Here is a 22,053-nt window from a genome sequence, read left to right on the forward strand (position 1 = left end):
GCGGCCCGGCAACAGCGGCGCAATCCGCGCCCACTGCGCGTCCGTCAGTAAATAGTCCATGCTCAAACATAACTCCTACTGTTAACACTTCCTAAATACGCCGGCCATCATACTGAACGTAATGGCGCTTCGCACCCGTTCGGCTTCCTGCTTTTGCACCTGGGTCGCGCTGAGCAGCGACACGCTCAGCAGCCCTCTTGCTCTATTCAGCCGCAGCCACGGCGACTGCCAGGGGGCGAAGCGGATGGCCAGCACCTGTTCGGCGGGGCCGCCGGCGGGAACGACGATCGCCGGGAGGTGGTCGGGGTCGGGCACCTGGGTGGGGCTCGCCCGCACGGTCCCCGCGTGCTGCACCAGCCGCCCGTTGAGGTAGATTTCCCAGGCCCCGTACCCGACCGCCTGGAGCCGCAGCGCCCGCTGCCGCAGGCTGTCGCCGAGCCGGAAGCGCAGCCGCAGCCAACTGATGCCCATGCCCAGGCGGGGCGGCAACTCGGGCCGGGGCCGGGCGGGGTTGAGCGTGTCCCAGCGGCTGTCGTCGAAGCCGGGCCGGGCCCAGGCGGGGTCGTCGCCGGCGTGGTAACGCCAGCCTTTGGTGAGCGGCAGGCCCTTAGCCGGTAGGCGGTTGACGAGTACGGCGGCTGTGTCGGGGCGGGGCTGCTGGGCCCGGGCGGGCGGGCCCGGCAGCCACAGCAGGGCCAGCAGAAACAGGTACAATCGACCCATGCGCGGAGCGGGAAAGCGGTGCAAACAAGCGGCTTGCCCGCTCACCCCGGCAAGCTAATACGAAACGCGGTGCCCACGCCCTCGCGGCTTTCCACCGTGAGCGTGCCGCCGTGGCCCTGGGCAACGATGTCGTGGGCCAGCGACAAGCCCAGACCGGTGCCCTCGCCGGTGGGCTTGGTGGTGAAGAAGGGCTGGAAGATTTTGGCCTGCACGGCTTCGCTCATGCCCGTGCCGTTGTCGGCCACCCGGATTTCCACCTGCCCGCCCACCCGCCGCGTGGCCACGCTGACCGTGGGTTGGTAGCCCGGCTCGCCGGCCCGCTGGCGCTGCTGCACGGCGTAAAAGGCATTGGTGAACAGGTTGAGCAGCACCCGGCCCAGGTCGCCGGCCACGGCCTCGACGGGGGGCAGGCCGGGGGCAAAAGCCGTTTCGAGGGCCGCGTTGAAGCTTTTGTTCTTGGCCCGCAGGCCGTGGTAGGCCAGGCGCAGGTACTCGTCGGCCAGCGCGTTCACGTCGGTGGGGGCCCGCTCGCCGCTGCTGGCGCGGCTGTGTTCGAGCATCCCGCGCACGATGCTGGCCGCCCGCTGCCCGTGCTGCGCGATTTTGCCCAGGTTTTGGGTCAGGTCGTCGGTCAGGGCCGTTACCTCCTCGGCGTCGCCGGCGGCCTGGGCTTCCTTGAGTTCGGCCAATAGCTCGGTGCTCACCTCCGAGAAGTTGTTGACGAAGTTGAGCGGGTTCTGAATCTCGTGGGCGATGCCCGCCGTCAGCTCGCCCAGGCTGGCCATCTTCTCGGCCTGGATGAGCTGGGCCTGGGTGGTGCGCAGCTCGGCCAGGGCCCCGCGCAGCTCTTCGGCCTGGTGCGTGAGGGCGGCGGTGCGCTCGGCCACCAGGCGCTCCAGCTCGGCGTTCTGGGCTTCGATGAGGCGCTTGGCCTTTTCCTCTTCCTCGCGCAGCAGGCGGGCCTGCTCCAGGGTTTTTTTCTGGCCGCGGGCCACGAAGACGAACGCCACCAGCCAGAAAACAGCAAATAACTGGGCCGTGTCGAAGGCGTCGTCGTAGCGCTTGGCCCACGTGCTGCCCACCAGCTCCAGCCCAAACGTCAGCGCCGAATACAGGAAATAGGGCCCCAGCGCCACCAGCAGCGTGCGGGCCGGGCGGTAGTCGTGCACCAGCAGCAGTACGCCCCCCAGGCTGGCCAGCACCAGCAGCCAGTACGCTTCGCTGAGCCAGCCGCTGCCGGCGTGGAAAGCCAGGCCGGCCAGGAACAGCGCCACCCCCGGCACCCAAATGAACCCCAGCAGCCGGCTCAGGTAGGGCAGCCGGCCCGGCAGGTGCAGGAACCGGCGCAGCGCCCGCACCACGCCCACCGCCGCGGGGGCCAGCAGCAGGAGTTCGCCGTTGTTGGAAGAGTAAGCCATGGGCGAAAAGTAAGCCGCCGCCGGCATTCGGCGCGGGGCCCCGGCGCGGGGCGGCTACAGCGGCAGCGAAATAACGAATTCAGTGCCCACGCTTTCCTGGCTGTGCACGGCCAGCGTGCCGCCGTGGCCCTGGGCGATGATGTCGTGGCTGAGCGAGAGGCCCAGGCCGGTGCCCTCGCCCGTGGGCTTGGTGGTGAAAAAGGGCTGGAAAATCTTCGCCTGCACTTCGGGGCTCATGCCGGTGCCGTTGTCGGAAACACAGATTTCCACCCGGGGCCCCACCCGTTTCGTGGCCACGCCAACGGCCGGCTGGTAGCCGGCCTCGCCGGCCAGTAGGCGCTTTTGCACGGCATAAAAAGCGTTGGTGAGCAGGTTGAGCAGCACCCGGCCCAGGTCGCCGGCCACGGCCTCGACGGGGGGTAGGTCCGGCGCGAAGTCTGTTTTCAGGGCCGCGTTGAAGGCTTTGTCCTTGGCCCGCAGCCCGTGGTAGGCCAGGCGCAGGTACTCGTCGGCCAGCGCATTTACATCCGTCGGGGTCCGCTCGCCGCTGCTCTGGCGCGAGTGCTCCAACATGCCCCGGACGATGGCCGCGGCGCGCTGCCCGTGCTGGGTGATTTTCTGCAGGTTTTGGGTCAGGTCGTCGGCCAGGGCCGTTACCTCCCCGGCGTCGCCGGCGGCCTGGGCCTCCTTGAGTTCGGCCAGCAGCTCGGCGCTCACTTCCGAGAAGTTGTTGACGAAGTTGAGCGGGTTCTGAATCTCGTGGGCGATGCCGGCCGTCAGCTCGCCCAGGCCGGCCATCTTCTCGGCCTGGACGAGCTGGGCCTGGGTGGCTTGCAGGCGGGTGAGGCTGGTGTCGAGTTGGTCGCGCTGGGCTTGCAGGTCCTGCTTTTGGGCCGTGACGAGGCGCTTGAGGCGCTCGGAGCGGCGGAAGGCGTAGTAGAACACGGCGGCCAGTGCCAGCAGCAGCACCACGCCCCCGAGCAGAAACCCGCCCACGAGGCGCTGCTGCCGGTCGCGGGCGGCGGCCAGGGTTTGCTTTTGGCGCAGCCCCGTAATGCGGTCGTTCTGGGCACGCTCGGCCTGCTGGCCCTCGTACTGCGCCACGTGAAACTGGCCCTGGGCGGTTTCGAGCGAGTCGGCGAGGGCGGTGGCGGCCAGGGCGTAGCGGGCGGCCGGGGCGGGCTGGCCGCGCTGCTGGTAGTAGCGGCCCAGCTCGCGCGAGTAGGCCAGGCACAGGGGCGTGGAGCGCGATTCCCGCGCCTGGCGGTAGGCGGCCAGCCAGTACGTTTCGGCGCGGGCCGGCTCGCCGTGGGCCGCGTAGTAGCGTGCCCAGGTGGCATTCAGCTCAAAGTCGCCCGACGGACCAGTCACGGATATATGTAGGGAGTCGGCCAGGCGCTGGGCCGGGGGCAGCAGCCGGCCCGCCTCGGCCACCCGGCCCTGGGCCAGCAGCACGGCACTTTTGAGCACCAGCCCGTAGGTTTTTACAAAGGGCGACACCGTGTCGCGCGGTGACCGGGGGCGCAGGGCGCGGTCGGCGTAGCGCAGGGCCAGCGGGTAGCGGTGCTGCCGGCGGTAGGCATCGGCAATGGCCCGGTTCAGAAATCCCCAGTTCTCGGCACTGATTCCCGCCCAGCTCACCGCTTGCCGCAGGTAGGGCATGGCCCGGTCGTAATTGCCCCACTGCACGTAGGAAGCCCCGATTACGGCCACCTCGTTGTAGTAGAAAGAGCGGTAGAACGGCCGGTACAGCTCCGCCGAGCGCAGGTAGTAGCTGATGGACTGGTTGCAGTCGCCCCGGTACAGGTAGTAGCCGCCCAACCCGTGGCAGCAGGCGGCCATATTTTCGGTGGCGTGGCGCTTTTCGTAAAAGGCCAGCTTGGCCTGGTAATAGGCGAGCTTGGCCTCCTGCCGGTTGAGCGCATTATACAGCACCCGAATTTGGATGAGTAGGACGGGCGCGGGATGGCCCAGCGAATCGAATGCCGCCACCGTCGCCTGCAGGCTGTCGAGGAGTGCGGTTAGGGCAGCGGGATTATCCGGTAGCCGTTGAGCACCCACCAGCCGGCGGTAGGCACCGTGGTCGGGGCGGTGCAGCCGGGCGGTGAGGGCCACCAATTCGGTTAGCTCGGTCTCCCGGACACTAATAGGTTGCAAATCGGCCAGGTGGCGCAGGGTGCGCAGGCGGGCGGTGTCGGCGCGCTGCCCGGCCAGCACCCGGCGCAGCGAGTCGGCGTTGGCCTCCCAGTAGCGGGGGCGGGCGCTGGCCGGGGGGCGGGACTGGGCCGCCAGCGGGCGGGCGGGTAGCAGCGCCAGCAGAACGGCACCCAGCAGGAGTTGACTAAAAAAGCCGCGCATACGTTAAGCGGATAGGGATAAGCTGATGAAAAAAGTAGTGCCCTGGCCAGACTGGCTTTCCACGCGCAGCGTGCCGCCGTGGCCCTGGGCGATGATGTCGTGGCTCAGCGAGAGGCCCAGGCCGGTACCCTCGCCCGTGGGCTTGGTGGTAAAGAAGGGCTGGAATATCTTGGCCTGCACCGCCGCCGGCATCCCCGTGCCGTTGTCGGAAACGCGCACTTCCACGGCGTTGCCCACGCGGCGGGTGGCCACCCCCACCGTGGGCTGGTAGCTGGCCTCGCCCGCCCGCTGGCGCTGCTGCACGGCGTAGAAGGCGTTGCTGAACAGGTTGAGCAACACCCGGCCCAGGTCGCCGGCCACGGCCTCCACCAGCGGCAAGCCCGGCGCGAAGTCGGTTTCCAGCGCCGCGTTGAAGGTTTTGTCTTTGGCCCGCAGGCCCTGGTAGGCCAGGCGCAGGTACTCGTCGGCCAGGGCGTTTACGTCCGTGGGCTGGCGCTCGCCGGTACTGGCCCGCGAGTGCTCCAACATCCCGCGCACGATACCCGCCGCCCGCTGCCCATGCTGGTGAATCTTACCCAAATTCTGCGTCACGTCTTCCGCCAGGGCCGTGGCTTCGGCCGTGTCGCTAGTGGCCAGGGCTTCCCGCAATTCGGCCATCAGCTCGGCTGACACGTCGGCGAAGTTGTTGACGAAATTGAGCGGGTTCTGAATCTCGTGGGCGATGCCGGCCGTCAGCTCGCCCAGGCTGGCCATTTTCTCCTTCTGAATAAGCTGCGCCTGCGTGGCCCGCAGCTCCGTGAGCGAGCGTTGCAGCTCGCCGGTGCGCTCGGCTACCTGGTGTTCCAGCGTGTCGTTCTGCGCGGCCAGCAGGGCTTGCTTGTCCTGTTCTTGGGCTAGCGTCTGGGCCGAAAGCCGCTCCACTTCGCCCAGCTTCACTTGCAGCAGCTCGGCATCGAGGGCGAACTCGCGGGCCAGAAACAGCGAGATGCCCAGCGCGGGTGGCAAGTAAATGAGGACAAACGAGAGGGCGTTTGTCAATGCGCCCCCTGGCGCCCCGCTGGTATTTAATCCGACCAATCCAAAAACAACGAGCAGGGACAGGCCGAAACCAGTCGCGATAATCCAGGCTCCGCGCTGGCGCTGACGCAAAGCCCGGCCCGTTAGACGCAACTGCTCGATGGTGGCGAGGACGGTGGCGCCTAAAAAGGCGAAGAACCCATTGCCCGCCGGATAGAATGCCTGGTAGGTCAGCAGGCCCCCGCAACTCAGCCAGAGGGCCGTGTACACCCAGCCGCGCCGAAACCCGAACAAGGCATACAGTGCTCGCACCGTCCACAATTCACTCAGAATCAGCAGAGAATAGACGGTAAAGCCACATAGCATATAGGCTTCAGGGGAACCGAAATTCCAGTAGAAGCCGTAATAAATGAGCAGCGCGGCCACCGCCAGGGCACCGGCGTAGCAGGTAAAATACCAGTTGGCCCGCTGGGCAGGGTTGAAGTAAAAGAAGGCCAGGTGAAGCAGCATCAGCAGCGCAGCTACACCCCCGGCCACGTAAAACAACAGGCTGGCTTCTGCCAGCTCGGCGGAAGCTTGGCGATGGTTGGCACTGCTTATCATGGACAGCTGCAACATGGGACCCTGGTCGATAAAACGGGTCAGCGGCAGCGACGAGTGCCAGGGTGCGTAGCGCACCGCCAGCACGACATCGGCCAGGCCCGCCCCCGGCACCTCGATGGGGCTCGGACGACGAGCGCCGGAGGGGCGTACCCGCGTCAAGTCGGCCTGCAAGCGGCCCAGCCGTTGCACCAGCTGGCCATTCAAGTAAATTTCGCAGGCCCCCGGCAGCAAGGTGCTTTGGAGCAGTAGGTGATACTGGCGCAGGCTGTCGCCGGGGCGGAAATGCAGCCGCAGCCAGCTCATGCCGGTGCGCACGGCAGGAGGCAGCCCAGGCCGGGGCCGGGTGGGGTTGAGCGTGTCCCAGCCACGGTCATCGAAGTCGGGCCGGGCCCAGGCCGGGTCGTCGCCGGCGTGGTAGCGCCAGCCCTTATTGAGGAGCAGGCCATCGGCGGGCAGGCGGTTGATGCGCAGCACAGCCGTGTCGGCCGGCAGCGGCGCGGCGGTGGCAACCCCGAAAAGCAGCCCCAAGGCCGCGAGCAGCAGAAAGTAGCGCATAGGCTTGGGCGCAGTTAGGCTGGAAGGGTGATGGTGAACGTGGTGCCCTGGCCGGGCTGGCTCTCGACGCGAAGCGTGCCGCCGTGGCCCTGGGCAATGATGTCGTGCGAGAGCGAGAGGCCTAGCCCCGTGCCCTCCCCCGTGGGCTTGGTTGTGAAAAAGGGCTGGAAGATTTTCTGCTGCACGGCTTCACTCATGCCCGTGCCGTTGTCTTGCACCCGAATTTCCACCTGCGCTCCTACCCGCTGCGTGCTGACCATAACGGTGGGCACGTAGCCGGCCTCGCCCGCTTGCTGGCGCTGCTGCACGGCGTAGAAGGCGTTGGCGAACAGGTTGAGCAAGACGCGCCCCACATCGGCCCCCACGGCCGGCACGGCGGGCAGGCCCGGCGCGAAGTCGGTTTCCAGCGTCGCGTTGAAGCGCTCGTCCTTGGCCCGCAGGCCCTGGTAGGCGATGCGGAAATACTCGTCGGCCAGCGCGTTGAGGTCGGTGGGCTGGCGCTCGCCGGTGCTGGTGCGCGAGTGCTCCAGCATCCCCTTGACGATGGCCGCCGCCCGCCGCCCGTGGTGGCCGATTTTGCCCAGGTTCTGCGCCAGGTCGTCGGCCAGGGCCGCCACTTCGGCCGCGTCGCCGGCGGCCTGCGCTTCTTTCAGCTCCGCCACCAGCTCGCCGGACACTTCCGAGAAGTTGTTGACGAAGTTGAGCGGGTTCTGAATCTCGTGGGCGATGCCGGCCGTCAGCTCCCCCAGGCTGGCCATCTTCTCCTTTTGGATGAGCTGGGCCTGGGTGGCGCGCAGGTCGGTGAGCGAGCGTTGCAGCTCGCCCGTGCGCTGCTGCACCTGCTGCTCTAGGGTGTCGTTCTGGGCGGCCAGCAGGGCCTGCTTGTCCTGCTCCTGCGCGATGGTCTGGGCTGAGAGGCGCTCCACTTCGCCCAGCTTGATTAGCAGCAGCCCGGCATCGAGGGCAAACTCGCGGGCCAGAAACAGCGAGATGCCCAGCGCCGGCAGCACGAACACCGCCGCGATGCACACATTCGCCACCAGGAGCGACACCGGCAGCAACAGCACGCCAACGTAGGCCAGCGCGGCCAGCAGTCCGCCCGCAAAGCCGACGGCAATAATCCAGGCCCCGCGCCGGCGCTGCCGCACGGCCCGCACGGTCAGGCGCACTTCCTCGGCGGTGAACAGAATGCTCATGCCTGCCCACAGGTAGGTGGTTGCCGGATGAGCGTTGGCCAGCGCCAGCAGCAGCACCAGACCTGCATAGGCCACCCACAAGGCGGCGTAGAGGCGGCCGGGCTGCCTGTTAAACAAAGCGTACAAGGCCCGCACGGCCCACAGGCCGGTCATCGAAGCCAGCGCGTTGGCTGCAAACAACACCACTATGTAGGGCATTTGCGAGTCGAAAGCCAGCGCAACGGCACCATATCCCGCTAACGAAGCCAGCGCCGCGGCAAGGGCAAAACGGGCAAAGTAGCGGTTGGCGCGCTGGGCGGGGTTGTAGCGATAAAAGGCGTAGTGCAGCAGGGCCAGCAGGGCCGAAAACCCCAGCAGCACCAGGTACACTCGGGCGTTATCCTTCTCCCGGGCCTGCCCCTGCCAGAACGCCTGCGGGCTGCAGAGGACAACGATTAGCTGCGGGGCGCGGTCCACGCCCGCCAGCAGGGGCGGCTGCCAGGGCGCGTAGCGCACGGCCAGCACCTGCTCGGCCGGCCCGCCCGCCGGCACCTGCCCGGGCTGCGGAAAGCGGCCCCGGGCCACCACCCGGGCGGGGTCGGCGTTGATAACGCCGTGGCGCTGCACCAGCCGGCCGTTGAGGTACACCTCGATGGCACCCCGTTCCCCGGCATTCACCAGCAGGTCGTGCCGGCGCAGGCTGTCGCCCAGCCGGAAGCGCAGCCGCAGCCAGCTAATGCCGGTTTGCGCGGCCCGCGGCAGCTCGCGCCGGGGCCGGGTGGGGTCGAGCGTGTCCCAGCGGCTATCGTCAAAATCGGGCCGGGCCCAGGCGGGGTCGTCGCCGGGGCGGTAGCGCCAGCCTTTTTGCAGTAGCAGGCCACCCGTGGCAGGCAAGCGGCTGATACGCAGCACGGCCGTGTCGGGCGGCGGGCTGACGCCCGGCTTGGGTTGGGCCGGGGCCGCGCGAAGCCACGTGGGCAGCGTGAGCAACAGGAGCAGCAGGAGTAACAAGTGTTTCATGGGCGCGAAGCAGGCAGGAGAATGGTAAAGGTGCTGCCCCGGCCGGGCTGGCTCTCGACCGTGAGCGTGCCGCCGTGGCCCTGCACAATGATGTCGTGGCTCAGCGAGAGGCCCAGCCCCGTGCCCTCGCCCGTGGGCTTGGTCGTGAAAAAGGGTTGGAAGACCTTGGCCTGCACCTCGGGCGGCATCCCCGTGCCGTTGTCCGACACCCGGATTTCTACCCTGTCGCCTATCCGTTTGGTGGCCACGCGCACGGTGGGCGCGTAGGCGGCCTCGCCGGCCCGCTGGCGCTGTTGCACGGCGTAGAAGGCGTTGCCGAACAGGTTGAGCAGCACGCGCCCTAGGTCGCCGGCCACGGCCTCGACCAGCGGCAGGCCGGGCGCAAAGTCGGTGTGCAGCGCCGCGTTGAAGGTTTTGTCCTTAGCGCGTAGACCTTGGTAGGCCAGACGCAGGTATTCGTCGGTTAGGGCGTTGAGGTTGGTGGGGGCTCGCTCGCCGGTGCTAGTGCGCGAGTGTTCCAGCATGCCGCGCACAATACTGGCCGCCCGCTGCCCGTGCTGGCTAATTTTGGTCAGGTTCTGCCGCACATCGGTGGCTAGGGCGGTTACCTCTTCGCCGTCGCCGGCTGCTTGGGCTTCTTCCAGCTCCAGCATGAGTTCGGCGGATACCTCCGAGAAGTTGTTGACGAAGTTGAGCGGGTTCTGAATCTCGTGGGCGATGCCGGCCGTGAGCTCGCCCAGGCTGGCCATCTTTTCGGCCTGGATAAGCTGCGCCTGGGTGACTTGCAGCTTGGTCAGGGCCTGGGCGGTCTGGTCGCGCTGGGCCTGGATTTCGGCTTTCTGCTGACTGAGCAGGGTGTTGGCCCGCTGCTGGCGGCGGTTGCTACGCCAGAGCACGAAGCCCAGGCCGGCCAGCAGGGCCAACACTACCAGCACGCCGCCCAGCACGTAGCGCTGGCGGCGGGCGCGGGCGGCGTCCTGCTGTTGGCGGGCGCGGAAGGCCCCAATGCGTGCCCGCTGGGTTTCCTCAGCCCGCTCAAACTCGTACTGAGCCACGTGAAACGCCCCCTGTTGGGCCTCGAGCGAATCGGAGAGCGCCAGCGCGGCGCGGGCCTGGTTACTGGCCAGTGCCGCCTGCCCCTGCTGGGCGTAAAAATCGGCCATTCCGTGTAGGTAGGCCAACTGCTGGGGCATCATCTTGAACTCGCGGGCCTTGCGGTAGGCCGTGAGCCAGTAGGTTTCAGCCCGGGCCGGCTCGCCCCGGGCGGCGTAGTACCGCGCCCAGGCCGCGTCCAGTTCAAAAATGCCGTCCGGGGTAGTGAAAGGCAGCTTGAGCGAATCGGCCAACTGTTGCGCCCGTGCCAATAGCGGCTCAGCCTCGGCCGGGCGGCCCTGGTCCAGCCACAGCGCGCCGGTGAGCACCAGCCCATAGGCGCGGTTCAGCTGCAAAAAGAAGGCGCCGAGGTGGGTCGTGTCGGTGGGGTCGTGCGCCTGCGACAGGACCGCGTTGCGCAGGGCGGCGGGGTAATCGTGCAGTTGGCGGTAAGCTTCGGCCAAGCCGCGGTAGGTGTAGCCCATCCTGGCGCCGCCGCGCTGCCGCGGCAAGGCGGCGCTCAGGTCCAGGGACTGGCGCAGGTAGGCCAGGGCTTTGGCCGGATTGCCCCAATCGGCATAAAAGCGCCCCGCAACTTTCAAATCATTGGCCTGGAGATACCGGTTGTAGGTGCCATACAGGTCGGCGGCGCGCAGGTAGCTGCTGATGGCTTGGTTGTAATCGCCCCGCTCCACGTAGTATCTCCCTAATCCGTGGTAGCAGATGGCCATGTTCTCCCGGGCTCCCCGCTTGCGGTAAAACGCCAGGCGGGACTGATAAAAGGCATATACTGAATCCGGGGGCTGGAGCTGGGCGATTAGCCGACCCAGCTCGCTTATCAAATTCGGCACGGGCCGTCTCAGCCGGTCATACGCCACCAAGAGCGCCCGCAACGAGTCGAGCAATTGTGTCTGGGGCGCTTTGGCGAGCAACAGCTTTTGGCACGAAACATCCAGCCGGCGTGCGCGGGCATCGGGCTCCCGTAGCCGGAGGGCAAGCTGGGCTAACTCGGCTAAACAAGCGTTGTCATCCGCCTGCGAGTGGTACCCCCTCACATCCTCCAGGTGCCGGAGCGTGCGCAGGCGGGCCGTATCGGCGTGCTGAGTATCCAACACCCGGCGCAAGGAGTCGCCGTTGGCCTCCCAATAGCGATAGCTGGGCTGGGCGGCCAGCGGGCCGCTCAGCAGCAGCAGGAGCAGCGGCAGCAACCAACGCCGACCGTGGTGTGGCAACAGATTTTTTAAGAAATAGGGCACGATTACGCGGGCAAGGTGATGGTGAATGTGGTGCCCTGGCCGGGCTGGCTTTCCGCGCTCAGCGTGCCGCCGTGGCCCTGGGCAATGATGTCGTGCGCGAGCGAGAGGCCCAGGCCCGTGCCCTCGCCCGTGGGCTTGGTGGTGAAGAAAGGTTGGAAGATTTTGGCTCGGACGCTCTCGGGTATGCCCGTGCCGTTGTCCGACACCCGGATGTGCACCTGCTTTCCCACTTGCTCGGTTTGCACGCTGAGCGTAGGCATGTAGCCCGGCTCACCCGCTAGCTGGCGCTGTTGCACGGCGTAGAAGGCGTTGTTGAACAGGTTGAGCAGCACCCGGCCCAGGTCGGCCCCTACCCCCTCCACTTGGGGCAAGGCGGGGGCGAAGTCGGTTTTCAGCTCCGCGTTGAAGGTTTTGTCCTTGGCCCGCAGGCCGTGGTAAGCTAGACGCAGGTACTCGTCACATAGGGCATTCACATCAGTAGCCTGGCGCTCGCCGGTGCTGGCGCGGCTGTGTTCGAGCATGCCGCGCACGATGCCACTGGCCCGCTGCCCATGCTCCGTGATTTTTGCCATGTTCTGGCGCAGGTCGCCCACCAGCTCGGCTTCGAGCTCCGTATCCGGGGTGGGGCGCGCTTGCTCGTCGGCCAGTTCGGCCAGCAGTTCCGAGCTTACCTCCGAGAAGTTGTTGACGAAGTTGAGCGGGTTTTGAATTTCGTGGGCAATGCCGGCGGTGAGCTCGCCTAAGCTGGCCATCTTCTCTTTCTGAATGAGCTGGGCCTGGGTGGTGCGCAACTCGGTTAGGGCTTGAGTAGTCTGGTCGCGCTGGGTTTGAATTTCGGCTTTCTGCTGGCTGAGCAAGGCGTTGGCCCGCTGCTGGCGGCGGTTGCTGCGCCACAGCAAAAACGAGAACCCGCCAATCAGGGCCAGCACCGTGAGCACGGCCCCGAGCACCCAGCGCTGGCGCCGGGCGCGGGCCACGTCCTGCTGCTGGGCTTGCCGCAGGCCGGCGATGCGCGCCGTTTGGGCACGGTCGGCTTGCTCGATTTCGTAGCGGGCCACGTGTAAGGCCCCTTCGCGCGCCTCGAGCGAGTCGGCCAGCGCTAAGGCAGCTACCGCGTAGCGGGCGGCCGGCGCGGGCTGGCCTTGCTGCTGGTAAAAGCGGGTGAGCGCGCGCAAGTAGGCCAGGCGCAGTGGGATGCTGTGGGCCTCGCGGGCCTGGCGGTAGGCCGCCAGCCAATGCGCTTCGGCGCCGGCCGCGTCGCCCCGGGCCGCGTCATAGGCCGCCCAAGTCGCATTCAATTTCAGGGTACCTGCCCCCGTATTTAAGGGGAGATGGAGCGAATCGGCCAGGTGCTGGGCGGCTTGCAGAAACGGCTGGGCCAGGGCTGGGTGGCCCTGCGCCACCAGCACTGCACTGCGGAGCGTAAAAACCAGGGCTTTTTTGAGAGCCAAGGACAAGTACGGGTGCTTCGGGAGCACCAGGGCCTGGTCGAGCGTGCGCAGCGCGGCCGGGTACTCGTGCCGCTGCACGTACACCTCGGCCATGATATCGTAGGCGTAGAAGCAGTCGTCGTGGCGGCGCTGCAGCCCGGCCACGGCCTGCTGCAGGTAGTGCAGGGCCTTGGCCGTGTTGCCCCACCTGGCGTAGCGCGAGCCAATCGTGGCCAATTGGTTGTTGTAGGTATTGCCGTCGAAAAAGCGGTAGCATTGCAGGGCCTGCAGGTTATAGCTCAGGGCCTGGTTATAGTCGCCCTGCGCCCCGCAGTAGCCAGCTAAGGCCAGGTAGCAAGGGGCCATGCTTTCGGTGGCCCCGCGCTGCTGGTAATACACCAGCCTGGCCTGGTAGTAGCGGCGCATGGCTTCTGGCTGCCGCAGTTCGCTGAAGAGGCTGCCCATGGCGTACAGCAGGCCGTAAGCCAGCCGACCCTGCCGGTCGAACGCCACCACGGCGGCTTGCAGGGTATCAAGGGCATGCGACAGGTCGTGGGCATTGTAGAGCTGTTTTCCACTCGCCATCAAGCGGTAAGCCCGCCGCTCGGGGCGGTGTAGCCGGGTACTGAGGTCGGCCGTTTCCATAATCTCCTCCACCTTTAGGTCTGTTTCGTTCCCTACTATAATTGACACATCGGCCAGGTGCATGAGCGTGCGCAGCCGGGCCGTGTCGGCGCGCTGGGTAGCCAGCACCTGCCGCAAGGAATCAGGCCGGGCCTCCCAATAGCGGTGGCGCGAGGCCGACGGGGTTTGCGCCGCTAGTGGCCCGTGGCTCAGCCCCAACAGCACGAGCCAAGCCGCCACGCGGTAAAATGAAGCAGGAAGCATAGGTTAGCCGGGTAAGGAGATAGTGAAAGTTGTACCAAGGCCTTCCTGGCTTGCGACGCGCAGCGTGCCGCCGTGGCCTTGGGCGATGATGTCGTGGGCGAGCGACAGCCCGAGCCCAGTACCTTCCCCAGTAGGCTTGGTGGTGAAGAAAGGCTGGAAGATTTTCTGCTGCACCGCCGCGCTCATACCCGTGCCATTGTCGTTCACGCGGAGTTCTACTTGCTGGCCCACCTGCTTGGTTGACACACTGACCGTAGGCACATAGCCCGGCTCGCCGGTTTGCTGGTGCTGCTGCACGGCGTAGAAGGCGTTATTGAACAGGTTCAGCAGCACCCGGCCCAGGTCGGCCCCTACCCCCTCCACCAGCGGCAAGCCGGGGGCAAAGTCCGTTTTTAAGTCGGCGTTGAAGGTTTTGTCCTTGGCGCGCAGGCCCTGGTAAGCCAGGCGCAGGTACTCGTCGGCCAAGGCATTTATATTCAATGGGGCGCGCGCGCCGGAGCTGGCGCGGCTGTGCTCCAACATGCCTTTGACAATGCCGGCCGCCCGCTGCCCGTGCTCCGTGATTTTAGTCAGGTTCTGGCGCACGTCGGTCGCTAAAGCAGTTACTTCTTCCCCGTCGCCGGCTGCTTGGGCTTCCTCTAGCTCCAGCATGAGCTCGGCACTGACCTCCGAGAAGTTGTTGACGAAGTTCAAGGGGTTTTGAATCTCGTGGGCGATGCCGGCCGTGAGCTCGCCTAGACTCGCCATCTTCTCGGCTTGGATGAGCTGCGCCTGGGTGGTGCGCAGTTTGGTGAGCGCCTGCGTGGTCTGGTCGCGCTGGGCCTGGATTTCGGCTTTCTGCTGGCTGAGCAGGGTATTAGCCCGCTGCTGGCGGCGGTTGCTGCGCCAGAGCACGAAGCCCAGGCCCGCCAGCAGGGCCAGCCCCGCCAGCGTAGAGAACAGCAGCAGGCGCTGGCGCCGGGCCCGGGCGGCCTCCTGCACCTGGGCCAAGCGCAGGCCCTGGAGGCGCGCTTGCTGGGTGCGGTCGGCCTGCTCGATTTCGTACTGGGCTACGTGCAAGGCCCCTTGCGCGGCGCTGAGCGTATCGGCGAGTCCCTGCGCGGCTAAGGCATAGGCCGCGGCTGGGCCAGGCTGTCGGCGGCTATCGTAAAAACGCGCCAGCTCGCGCAGGTAGGCCAGGCGCAAGGGCGTCGAATGGCTCAGCTGGGCCTGGCGATACGCCGTGCGCCAAGCCACCTCGGCCTGGGCCGGCTGGCCCTGCACTTCGTCGTACTGGGCCCAGGTGGCCGCCAGCTCCAGGTTGCCGTAGGCAGAGGTTAGCGGCAGGTGCAGCGAGTCGGCCAGGTGCTGCGCCCCTTGCAGCAATGGCCCCACTTCGGCGCCGCGGTGCAGGCCTAGCAGCAGCTGGCTTTTCAGCACCAGCCCGTAGGCTTTGTTAACCGGCACCTGGGCGGCGTCCGGCGCCGGCGTGGTCAAGGACTGGTCAATGGCGTGCAGGGCCGCCGGGTAGTGGTGCAGGCGCAGGTGTACCACGGCCAGCGTGCGGTAGGTGAAGGCGAGCGGAAGCGAGCGGGCAGGGACAGCCAGCGCCCGCTGGAGGTAGTGCTGAGCCTTGGCGTAGTTGCCCCACTCCAGGTAGGCGCCGCCCACCACGACCAGCGCATTCTTGTAATAGGCCCGGTAGAAAGGGCGGTACAACTCCGCCCCTTGCAGGTAGTCCCCGATGGCTTGGTTGTAGTCGCCTCGGGACACGCAGTAGCTGCCGAGCGCGTGGTAGCAGGGGGCCATGTTTTCGAGGTCTCCACGTTGGCGGTACTCGGCCAACTTGGTCTGGTAATACGTGCGCTTGGCTTCCTGCTGATTCAATCCATTGTAGGCCAGGCGAACAACGGTCAGCAGCCGGAGTGCGGGCCGGCCCAGGCGGTCAAAGCCCGTCACGGCGGCTTGCAGGCTGTCGAGGGCCGGGGCATACGCCTTGGCCTGCAACAGGCGCTCGCCCGCCAACCAGCGGCGGCACGCCTCCCGCTCGGGCCGGTGCAGCCGGGTCGCGAGGGCCGTCGCTTCCGGCAGGCTTCGCTGCAACTCCCCCGTGGTAATGACCAAGTCCGCCAGGTGCAGCAGCGTGCGCAAGCGGGCCGTGTCGGCGTGCTGGCTGGCCAGCACCCGGCGCAAGGAATCGGGGTCGGTGGCCCAGTAGCGGTGGCCGAATGAGAAATGGGCCGGCGTTTGGGCGGCCAGCGGCCCGGCTAGCAGTAGCAGCACGAACAGCCAGGATTTCAGCAAGGAGGGCATACGGCGGAGCAGGGTCGCGTTAAAGGGGTAGGGAAATAACGAATTCGGTGCCCTGGCCTTCTTGGCTCTCGACGGAGAGCGTACCGCCGTGGCCCTGGGCAATGATGTCGTGCGCGAGCGAGAGGCCCAGGCCCGTGCCCTCGCCCGTGGGCTTGGTAGTGAAAAAGGGTTGGAAAATTTTGGCCTGCACCTCAGGGCTCATGCCCGTGCCGTTGTCTGAAACGCGGATTTCTACCCCCTTTCCTACCCCCCTCGTGGCCACGCGCACGGTGGGCACGTAGCCCGCCTCACCCAGGCGCTGGCGCTGCTGCACGGCGTAGAAAGCGTTGTTGAACAGGTTCAGGAGCACCCGGCCCAGGTCGGCCCCTACCCCCTCCACCAGCGGCAAGTCGGGGGCAAAGTCGGTTTGCAAGGCCGCATTGAAGGTTTTATCCTTGGCCCGCAGGCCTTGGTAAGCCAGGCGCAGGTATTCGTCGGCCAGCGCATTCATATCGGTGGGTGCTCGCTCGCCGCTGCTCTGGCGCGAGTGCTCCAGCATGCCGCGCACAATGCTGGCGGCGCGCTGGCCGTGCTCGGTAATTTTGACCAGGTTCTGTTTGAGGTCGCCCAGCAGCTCGGTTTCCAGAGCCGGGTCGCGGGTCGGGCGCGCCTGTTCTTCTTCCAGCTCCTCCACCAACTCGGCGCTGACTTCGGAGAAGTTATTCACAAAGTTGAGCGGGTTCTGAATCTCGTGGGCGATACCGGCCGTGAGTTCGCCTAGGCTGGCCATCTTCTCGGCTTGGATGAGCTGGGCTTGGGTGGCGCGCAGCTTCGTCAGGCTGGTATCGAGCTGGTCGCGCTGGGTTTGCAGCTCACTTTTCTGGGCCGTAACCGCTTCGTTGAGGCGATTGAGGGCCGCGTTGGCGCGCTGCTTTTGGCGGTTGCTGCGCCACAGCAAAAACGAGAACCCGCCGATAAGGGCGAGCACCGTGAGCACGGCCCCGAGCACCCAGCGCTGGCGTCGGGCCCGGGCCACGTCCAACGCCTGGGCTTGCCGTAAGCTGGCGATGCGCAGGGTCTGGGCGCGGTCGGCCTGCTCGATTTCGTAGCGGGCCACGTGCAAAGCCCCTTCCCGCGTGTCGAGCGAATCGGCCAGCGCTAAGGCAGCTACCGCGTAGCGGGCGGCCGGCACCGGCTGGCCGTGCTGCTGGTAGAAGCGGGTGAGCGCGCGCAGGTAGCGCAGGCGCAACGGCGTGACGTGGCCTTGCCCGGCCTTGTGGTAAGCCGCCAGCCAGTACGTTTCGGCCCGGCCCGCTTCGCCCCGCGCCGCATAGTACCGCGCCCAAGTGGCATCCAATTCCAGGTTGCCAGCCGCCCCTGACAGCGGCAGGGAAAGGGAGTCGGCCAGGTGCTGGGCTACCTGCAGCAGCGGGCGTACCGGTGCCGGGTGGCCCTGCGCCAACAGCACCGCCCCGCGGAGGGCGAAGACGTAAGCTTGCTTGAACGCCACAGCGTACGCCTCGTGTTTCGGGCGAACGAGGGCCTGGTCGAGGGCGCGCAACGCCGCCGGGTAGTCGTGCCGCTGCACGTACACCTCGGCCAGGATTTTATAGGCAAAGAAGGCGTCGCCGCGCTGGCGGCGCAGCCCGGCCACGGCCTGCTGGAGGTAGTGCAGGGCCTTAGCCGTGTTGCCCCACTCGGCGTAGTCGGTGCCCAGCGGCACAAGGTGTCGGTAGGCATACGTACGATTAAAGGCGCTCAGGAGCGCCACGTCCTGCAAGTAGTGGCCCAGGGATTGGTTGTAGTCGCCCTGGTACCGGTAGTAGCCGCCCAGCCCTTGGTGGCAGGCGGCCATGTTTTCTGTGGCCCCGCGCTGCTGATAGTACGCCAGCTTTTCCTGGTAATAACGGCCCCGCGCTGCCTGCTGCTTCAACGCGTTGAAGAGCAACCGCATGGAAGACAGCAGCATGGGAATGGGCCGACCCAGCCGGTCGAAAGCGGCTACGGCAGCCTCCAGCGTATCAAGCGCGGGGGCGAAATCTTTTGCCTGGTAAAGCCGGTTTCCATGCGCCAGCAGGCGGTAAGCGCGCTGCTCGGGACGATGCAGCCGGGCACTGAGCACGGCCGCTTCCGCCACCTCCTCCGCATTGGAGCTAATCTCATCCAGGGGCAATACATCGGCCAGGTGCATGAGCGTGCGCAGACGGGCCGTATCGGCCCGCTGCCCGCGGAGCACTTGCCGCAGGGAATCGGGGTCAGCTTCCCAGTAGCGGTAGCGGGCCGCCGCCGCGTGTTGCGCGGCTACTGGCCCGCTACCCAGCACCAGAAACGCGACTACGAGCCAAGCCGCCACGCGGCAAAAGGAAGAAGCAAACATAGGTTAGCTGGGTAAGCAAATCGTAAACGTGGTACCTTGGCCGGCCTGGCTCTCGACGGTGAGCGTGCCGCCGTGGCCCTGGGCAATGATGTCGTGGCTCAGGGACAGGCCCAGGCCCGTGCCCTCGCCCGTGGGCTTGGTGGTGAAAAAGGGCTGGAAGATTTTGGCCTGCACCTCGGCCGGCATCCCCGTGCCATTATCACCCACCTCAATTTCGACCCTGTCGCCTACCTGCTTGGTGCGCACGCTCACCGTGGGCACGTAGCCGAGCTGGCCATTGGCTTGCTGGCGCTGGTGCACGGCATAAAAGGCGTTGCTGAACAGGTTCAGCAGCACCCGGCCCAGGTCGGCCCCTACCCCCTCCACCAGCGGCAAGCCCGGCGCGAAGTCCGTTTGCAGCTGCGCGTTGAAGGTTTTGTCTTTGGCGCGCAGCCCTTGGTAGGCCAGCCGTAAGTATTCGTCGGCCAGCTGGTTCACGTCCGTCGGGGCGCGCTCGCCGGTGCTCGTGCGCGAGTGCTCCAACATGCCGCGCACGATGGCGGCGGCGCGCTTGCCGTGCTCCGTTATTTTGCCCAGGTTTTGGGCGACGTCGCTCGCCAGCTCGGTGGCCTCGGCGGTGTCGCGGGCGGCCAGCGCCTGCTGGAGTTCCTCGACCAGCTCGGTGCTCACTTCGGAGAAATTGTTGACGAAGTTGAGCGGGTTCTGAATCTCGTGGGCGATGCCGGCCGTCAGCTCCCCCAGGCCGGCCATCTTCTCCTTCTGAATCAGTTGGGCCTGGGTGGCGTGCAGGTCGGTGAGCGAGCGTTGCAGCGCGTCGGTGCGCTCGGCTACTTGGTGCTCCAGCGTGTCGTTTTGGGCGGCCAGCAGGGCCTGCTTGTCCTGCTCCTGCGCGATGGTTTGGGCCGAGAGATGCTCGACTTCGCGCAGTTTGACTAGCAGTAACTCGGCATCGAGGGCGAACTCGCGGGCCAGAAATAAAGAGATAGCCAGCGCCGGCAGCAGGATGGGGGCGTAACTCACCCAATCGTCCAGGCTTGGCGATAGGTATATCCCCAGTAATCGCAAGCCAGTGTACAGCAAGATGATGAGCAATCCGCCGGCAAAGCCAGCGGCAATGATGCGCGCGCCCCGCCGCCGCTGCCGCAGCGCCCGCACGGTTATGCGTACTATCTCGGCCAGCCCCAAGATTCCAGACAACAGGGCCGCAAGCCCGGCCCAAGGCGAAATCATGGTAAGCACTTTTATCGGCAGCACCAGGCACCCAATCACCACCAAGCCCACGTAGACCCGGCCGGGCTGCAAGCCGAATAAGCTGTACATGGCCCGTAATAAGTAAAAGCCACTCAGCGTTACCAGAGCGCCCCCGGTGGCAGCAATGGCTGCACTCCATTGCCACGAAGGCAGTATCGCAAAGCCGATGATACCATAGTTTACGCCCATAGTTGCCAAACAAAAGCCCAGCGCGTAGCGGGCAAAATAGCGGTTGGCCCGCTGGGTAGGGTTATAGAGATAGAAGGTGTAGTGCAGCAGGGTCAGCAGCAGAAACACCGTCGTTATTACCCAATAATTGGTTTCCTGCACGGCACACTTGGTATCCACCCGCTGCCGCTGCCGCTGGGTCAGCAGCCGCGCCTGCAACAGCGGCAGTCGGTCGGTACCCAGCAGGGGGAATAGGCGCCAGGGCACGAAGCGCACGGCCAGCACCTGCTCGGCGGGCCCGTTGGCGGGCACTTCTAGCCAGTCGGGCTCGTAGCAGAACCCGCGCGTGCGGGCCCGGTGGGCGCTGTCGGTTAGCAGGCGGCCGTTGAGGTAGATATCGGCCGTGCCCAGCCGGTAGAACTGCAGCGCTAGGTTGCGCTGGCGCAGGCTGTCGGCCAGCCGAAAGCGCAGCCGCAGCCAGCACACGCCCGCTCGGGTGGCGCGCGGCATGGCGTGCACCGGCCGGTTTAGGGTGAGCGTATCCCAGGTACTGGCGTCGAAGTCGGGGCGGGCCCAGGTGGGGTCGTCGCCGGCATGGTAGCGCCAGCCCTTCGTGAGTAGCGAGCGCCAGCGCGGCACAAAGCCCACGTGCGAGTCGGGGGTTTGGTTTGCACCTTTCGTCGGTTGGGCTAGGCAGGGGCCGGCGCTTAGTAGCACGAGCAACAGCAGTAACAAGTGTTTCATGCGGAATCCGAAAGCGGGGTTAAGCGGGAATGCTGATGAGAAACGTGGTGCCCTGCCCTTCTTGGCTTTCCACGGTCAGTGTGCCGCCGTGGCCCTGGGCAATGATGTCGTGCGAGAGCGAGAGGCCCAGGCCCGTGCCCTCGCCCGTGGGCTTGGTGGTGAAGAAGGGCTGGAATATTTTGGCCTGCACCTCGGGCGGCATCCCGGTGCCGTTGTCGGCCACGCGCACGTCTACCCCAGCGCCGGTTACGCTCTATGGGGCCGGTGACGTGCTTGTACAAGCCCGGTAAAAGCCGGGAGCTGGGCTCCCCCGGCAGGTCGGGGCGGCCGTTTTGGCCCGTATGGCGCACTTCCCCCGAGCGGGCCTTGCCCCCAGGTACATGCACCCGGCCACCGAAAACCCCCGCCCGGCCGGCTCGCAGGCGGCGCTCGTGCCCGCCCCCCTGCCGGCAGCCTTGGCAGCGGAAGCAGCGGCAGGGGCCATGAGCGCGCGGGAAGGGCAGTATCAGCTGGTACGCATTGACTGTGAGGCCCTAAAATTAGAGCTAATGCCAGCAATTATCCTATGTTGTGAACCCCCGCAACGGCATCAATTTTCGGCCGCTGCCGCCCGCCCCGCGCCCCCACCGCGCCCAGCGCCCGTCCGTGCCCGGTCGGCCGCACCGCGTTGCCCGCGCTAGCTATTGGCTACAACCCGGGCCCGCCGCCGGCTCCACTGCTCGATGACCGGGTGCACGAGCACGCTGGCCAGGATGAGGACCGTGCCCAGGTAAAAGCCGCCCGCCATGCGCTCCTGCCCGAAGCCCGGCACCCGCAGCCAGTACAGCCCCTGCGCCAGGAGGATGCCGTACACCGGCTCCAAGTTGATGGTGAGGTTGACGACGAAGGCCGAGAGGCGCTTCATCAACTCGACCGACGACGAGAAGGCGTACACCGTGCACACGCCCGCCAGCAGGCCCAGCCACAGCCAGCCGTAGCCGTGCAGGGCCAGCCGCACGCCCGCCCCGTGGGTGAGGTAGCGCCCGTAGAACGGCAGGAACAGCGCGATGCTCAGCCAGGCCCCCGCCATCTCGTAGAAGGTGAGGCGCACCGGCGCGTGGCGCCGCACCAGCTGCGAGTTGAGCACGCTGAACAGCGCCGAGAGCCCCGCCGAGCCCACCGCCACCAGCAGGCCGGTGAGCTGGCTCAGCTCGGCCTGCGAGATTAAATACAGCCCCAGCATGGCCCCCAGGCCCAGGCCCACCTCGTAGGCCCGCACCCGCCGCCACAGCAAGAGGGGCTCGAGCAGCGACGTCCACAGGGCCAGCGTGGCCAGGCCCGCCAGGCACACGCTGACGGACGAGAGGCGGGCGGCCAGGAAAAACGTAATCCAGTGGGCGGCCACCAGGGCCCCCACGCCCAGCAGCTTCAGGGCCTCGGGCCAGGCCACGCGCCAGCCCACGCGCCGCGCCGCCAGCAGCAGCCCCAGCCCCGCCGCCGCCAGCCCCGTGCGCCAGAACACCAGCTCCACGGCCGGCGTGGGGGCCAGCAGCTTGCCCAGAATGGCCGTGAAGCCCCACAGCAACACGATGAAATGCAGGCGCAGGTAGTCTTTTAACAAGGAGTGAGGGTAGGAGGGTAGGAGGATATGGGGCGGGCGGGTAGGCGGAATGTTGTCATTGCGAGGAGGAACGACGAAGCAATGACAACATTCCGCCTACCCGCCCG

11 protein-coding genes and 1 pseudogene are annotated in these 22,053 nt (G+C 66.7%); all 12 read right to left on the reverse strand.

The genetic code is table 11. The features are described from left to right. Positions 1-81 precede the first annotated feature (81 nt). Positions 82-723 (reverse strand): hypothetical protein, encoded by a 642-nt coding sequence (locus tag HNP98_RS20615; protein ID WP_173812077.1) that lies wholly within the window; start codon positions 721-723, stop codon positions 82-84. Between the two features lie 41 nt (positions 724-764). Next, positions 765-2,141 carry an ATP-binding protein gene (locus tag HNP98_RS20620; protein WP_173812078.1) on the reverse strand — a complete coding sequence of 459 codons (1,377 nt, stop codon included), beginning with the start codon at positions 2,139-2,141 and terminating at the stop codon, positions 765-767. 54 nt (positions 2,142-2,195) lie between these two features. Next, on the reverse strand, positions 2,196-4,499 hold the full coding sequence (locus tag HNP98_RS20625; RefSeq protein ID WP_246275257.1) for an ATP-binding protein: 2,304 nt from the start codon (positions 4,497-4,499) through the stop codon (positions 2,196-2,198). A 3-nt stretch (positions 4,500-4,502) separates the two neighbouring features. After that, entirely contained in the window at positions 4,503-6,674 is a 2,172-nt protein-coding gene (locus HNP98_RS22105; RefSeq protein ID WP_246275258.1) for a sensor histidine kinase, read from the reverse strand. Positions 6,675-6,688: 14 nt separating this feature from the next. Then, a complete protein-coding gene (locus HNP98_RS22110; RefSeq protein WP_246275259.1) occupies positions 6,689-8,869 on the reverse strand; it encodes a sensor histidine kinase in 2,181 nt (726 codons plus the stop codon). Continuing rightward, complete coding sequence (locus HNP98_RS21640) at positions 8,866-11,169, reverse strand: ATP-binding protein (RefSeq protein ID WP_246275260.1); 2,304 nt, start codon at positions 11,167-11,169, stop codon at positions 8,866-8,868. The genes HNP98_RS22110 and HNP98_RS21640 overlap by 4 nt, the downstream gene beginning before the upstream one ends. Before the next feature lie 50 nt (positions 11,170-11,219). Next, positions 11,220-13,535, reverse strand: a complete 2,316-nt coding sequence (locus HNP98_RS20645) for an ATP-binding protein (protein ID WP_246275261.1) — start codon at positions 13,533-13,535, stop codon at positions 11,220-11,222. Positions 13,536-13,538: 3 nt separating this feature from the next. Beyond that, positions 13,539-15,827 (reverse strand): ATP-binding protein, encoded by a 2,289-nt coding sequence (locus HNP98_RS20650; protein ID WP_246275262.1) that lies wholly within the window; start codon positions 15,825-15,827, stop codon positions 13,539-13,541. 19 nt (positions 15,828-15,846) lie between these two features. After that, positions 15,847-18,183 (reverse strand): ATP-binding protein, encoded by a 2,337-nt coding sequence (locus tag HNP98_RS20655; RefSeq protein ID WP_246275263.1) that lies wholly within the window; start codon positions 18,181-18,183, stop codon positions 15,847-15,849. A 3-nt stretch (positions 18,184-18,186) separates the two neighbouring features. After that, positions 18,187-20,346: an ATP-binding protein gene (locus HNP98_RS22115; protein WP_246275264.1), complete on the reverse strand. Its 2,160-nt coding sequence runs from the start codon at positions 20,344-20,346 to the stop codon at positions 18,187-18,189. Between the two features lie 19 nt (positions 20,347-20,365). Then, positions 20,366-20,581 (reverse strand): annotated as a pseudogene (locus tag HNP98_RS20665) (sensor histidine kinase); the annotation flags it as partial. Between the two features lie 441 nt (positions 20,582-21,022). Then, on the reverse strand, positions 21,023-21,946 hold the full coding sequence (locus HNP98_RS20670; RefSeq protein ID WP_217425860.1) for a DMT family transporter: 924 nt from the start codon (positions 21,944-21,946) through the stop codon (positions 21,023-21,025). Between the last annotated feature and the right edge of the window lie 107 nt (positions 21,947-22,053).

Origin of the sequence: Hymenobacter caeli, assembly GCF_013294115.1 — a bacterium.
Taxonomy (GTDB): domain Bacteria; phylum Bacteroidota; class Bacteroidia; order Cytophagales; family Hymenobacteraceae; genus Hymenobacter; species Hymenobacter caeli.